This is a genomic window from Candidatus Aegiribacteria sp., assembly GCA_021108005.1.
Classification (GTDB): Bacteria; Fermentibacterota; Fermentibacteria; order Fermentibacterales; family JCC-6; genus Aegiribacteria.
This window is the reverse complement of the sequence record JAIORS010000074.1, coordinates 1-3,501: the sequence shown is the minus strand read 5'-3', so window position 1 is coordinate 3,501 and position 3,501 is coordinate 1. Positions and strand designations below refer to the sequence as shown.

The 3,501-nt window shown below is 42.5% G+C and carries 4 protein-coding genes; 2 read left to right on the top strand and 2 right to left on the bottom strand.

Annotation, left to right across the window (positions count from 1 at the left end):
- Positions 1–135 precede the first annotated feature (135 nt).
- On the bottom strand, positions 136–891 hold the full coding sequence (locus tag K8S15_04515) for a DUF3024 domain-containing protein (GenBank protein ID MCD4775298.1): 756 nt from the start codon (positions 889–891) through the stop codon (positions 136–138).
- 120 nt (positions 892–1,011) lie between these two features.
- Entirely contained in the window at positions 1,012–2,193 is a 1,182-nt protein-coding gene (locus tag K8S15_04510; GenBank protein ID MCD4775297.1) for a hypothetical protein, read from the bottom strand.
- Positions 2,194–2,406: 213 nt separating this feature from the next.
- Here K8S15_04510 and K8S15_04505 point away from each other — a divergent pair, with 213 nt between their 5' ends.
- Together K8S15_04505 and K8S15_04500 are read left to right on the top strand one after the other, a co-directional pair.
- Positions 2,407–3,288: a site-specific integrase gene (locus K8S15_04505; protein ID MCD4775296.1), complete on the top strand. Its 882-nt coding sequence runs from the start codon at positions 2,407–2,409 to the stop codon at positions 3,286–3,288.
- 11 nt (positions 3,289–3,299) lie between these two features.
- Positions 3,300–3,501, top strand: a 202-nt coding sequence (locus K8S15_04500) for a transposase zinc-binding domain-containing protein (protein MCD4775295.1), incomplete at its 3' end; no start/stop codon positions are given.

Genomic DNA, 3,501 nt, shown 5'->3' with positions numbered 1-3,501 from the left:
CGTTACACAACCTGCCGGGAGTTTTCACACCAGATCTGTGAACGTTTGCATAACATCCTGAATAACCTGCACTACCATCACTGAGACCCGTACCTGGTCGGTTGTGCCAGGTTCATTCAGTGGTTATGCGCTCCTTTATCCCCAAAAACAGCAATATGGATCCTCACCAATTTCATTCAATATATCCTGAAGAGATTTCGTATCAGAGAGAGGATCATACCTGTGCCATTTCAGGTCAGCGCGCATCCAATAGAGTTTCCAATTTTTTTTGCTTTTTACAAAAGTAGCTTTAGCAACTGAAATTTCCTGGGTGATATCCGGTTGCTTCCATCTCGGTCTAATTTCAAAAATCTCAAAGCTTTGTCCTGTGATGCGATAGCCTATGTCCAGTTCTGGTCTGATGTGTTCTTCGGGTCTGCGTGACTCCACGAACTCCATTATTTGCTTCTCTACATCCGATAGCGGTGATACAGATAAGCCCTTTCCTTCTGCTCGCTTGCTAAGTTCAACCCAAGAAAGCATCCCAAGTCCAGAAGCAAGCTCAGTATTCATATTTGCCCAGCGAGAACACCATTCGTCGAGATCATAGTATTGGCTTAACTGCCTGAGAAATGCAGGCTTTATCTCCGATAAGTTGCCTTCTTCAATAGCACGGATTCGGTATTGGGGAATTTTGGTTTTTCCAGAAACATCCTTGAGTGTTTGATTGCCGATTTCACGGGCATTCCGGAAAGTTCTCGTTATAGACTGCATACGAATCGAATCTTCTGGATTGATATTGTTTAGAACAAGCATTTCCTTGGCGGGATAAGGCATTACATCCAGCATCAGTTCGAGCAGATGCTTGACTTCATTATCACTCAAGATTTTCGTTTCTTTCAGTATTGTCATATTTTCAAGTTCTCCGGTTCGTATTTACGCATAACATCCTGAATAACCTGCACAAGTATTACTGAAGACAACAACAAAGCGCTTGTGCCAGGTTCATTCAGTGGTTAAGCATTTATTTTCTCAATCATTTAGATTCTTTACCGTGAAAGACCTATTGCAAAAGTCTTCTCTATAGATACCAAAATAACCGTTGTCATTAAAAATCAACATTGGATATGCAGAATTATCACTGGCCTCTGCGTAGAGAGTTACTCGCCTTAGGAGTTCTCCATCCATTGAAATTACATCCCAATACTCCGTTGATCGAGTGCCAGACCTTCTTGCCCATATTTCATCACCAAGGATCTCTAGTCTTGTAACATACGGATGCAATTCAGGGTAATTCAAAAAGATCCGACCTAGACATTCCCCTTGAGGGTGATAATAAAAGAAGGTAATCAATGCTTCTGGAATCCAGTACTCATCATGGTCATATTCTAATCTTAGAGAAGAGTCAAACTGAATAATCTTGATCTCATCTCCCGCAGGACTATAAACCTTAATAATGTATTCTTCCTCGCCATAATCAGATATGTATACATTACCATCTGCATCGACCGCATGAACGGAATATTTATCTGTTAGGTCTAAGTTCTTCTCGCTATATATGCTACGCTCAAGTTCATCGGTAAAGAAATGGTTTCTAAAAGTAGCAATTTCCTCACCTGTATACATATTGATAGAGAATATTCTGTATCCAGCGCCTTTGGGCTGACTGTAGCTATATCCTAACTCCTTGATTACGGCAACTGAATCTGTACCTGGTTGAATTGAATACGGCAAAACCCAAGATCTAAAGATACTATTTATCTGATTCCCAAGAGAATCATATACCACTATGCTTAAACTGTCTATATCATATTCCAAGTAGTCACCTGAGTTAAGAGAAGACAAGGCATACGGGGAGAAGTATTCATCATTTGTAAATCTTCTACCATATGGATGATACATAAACCATTCTCTATTGCGCCGTTGGAATACTGTTCCTTCTGGCAACTCTATTGCATTGCAAGTTGTAACTAATCTCATTCCATTTGGATAGTCTGAAATCCACCCTCTTCCTTCCGCAAGAACAAGGGAATCCGAGCCTAATAAAGAATTACCATATACATATGGTGAAACTAAATCACCAATTGTAATAGTATCAGAGAAAACTAAAGTACTTACTTGCCTTGAACTAGATTCATTGTAATTATTGCAACCAATGTTGATTCCAGATAATGTTAGCAGGCCAAGAATAAATCCAATTCTTGCGATTCTCAAGTAAGATTCTCCTTCGGTTGTATGCTTAACGCTCTAAATCAGCAGACTGCATTTACAGTGATATTGTTTTGAGAAAACCGCAGTTCTGCTGCATTTTGTTGTTGAACTAAGCGCCGCTCCGCAGCGCAGTTACCAACACATTAATCTTCAGATATTAAGCATACTTCCTGAAGGCAGCGCAATCAAGCGTTGTCGTAAACAGGAGGAAGCACCATGACAGCACTTCGGAAGAGAATGATCGAGGATATGCAACTCGCCGGGTTGAATCCAAGAACGCAGGAATGCTATGCTCGATCTGTTAGGCAACTTGCTGAATACTACGGAAAATCACCTGACAAAATTGATGAAAAAGAGATTCGGGCATACTTTCTCTATGTGAAGAATGAGAAGAAGTGGGCACGAGCTACCTGTACGATCGCAATCTGCGGTATCAAGTACTTTTGGGAAAAGACGTTGAAAAAGGATTGGTCAATTCTGGGGTTGGTGCGTCCAGCGCGTGAGAAAAGGCTGCCGGTAATCCTCTCTCGCAAAGAAGTTATCACCATAATGAAGAATGTGAGGTTCTTTCGTTATCGGGCATGTCTTGAAACAATCTACTCTCTGGGATTGCGTGTTGGTGAGGGCACCAGATTGCAGATTTGTGATATAGACAGTGCCCGGATGGTTGTTCATGTGCGCAACGGCAAGGGCGGTAAGGACCGCTATGTGCCATTACCTAAACGAACTCTTAAACTTCTGCGTGAATTTTGGCAGATCCACCGGAATGAAGAGTGGCTGTTTCCCAGGGTTGGCCGAGGTTGTCACGGCAACTACAACCGCCCAGATCCGATCAATGAGCCATTCTCAATAACGGTTGTACAGATGGCCTTCAAAGAAGCCCTTCTTGCCAGTGGTATCCGTAAAAAGGCACAGGTGCATTCCCTTCGTCACAGCTACGCAACCCATCTTCTTGAGTCTGGCGTTAACCTGCGACAGATTCAGACAAATCTGGGACACAACAGCCCGGCAACCACAGCTATCTACACACATCTAACTGGTATTGCACAAGAGAAAGCCAGAGTAAATCTGGATGAGATCATGAATGAACTACCCTGATTTGAAGAATCATGATCGAGATGGCGGAGATATTCCGCCAGCACAAAGAGGAGTATCTGAGTAAATACGGTGACAGGATTCTACCGAGTCACAGAAAAGCGATTGATGATATCATCGCTTGTCGCACACCAGCACTCGGTGGAAGTCTCTATACCTGCTCCTGTGGAAAAACTGAACGGTACAGTTACCATTCCTGTGGTAACCGGCACTGTC

What these genes read in the sequence shown, in the direction of transcription:
- K8S15_04515 (MCD4775298.1), bottom strand. Translation starts at nt 891, where the DNA reads ATGACAATACTGAAAGAAACGAAAATCTTGAGTGATAATGAAGTCAAG.
- K8S15_04505 (MCD4775296.1), top strand. Translation starts at nt 2,407, where the DNA reads ATGACAGCACTTCGGAAGAGAATGATCGAGGATATGCAACTCGCCGGG.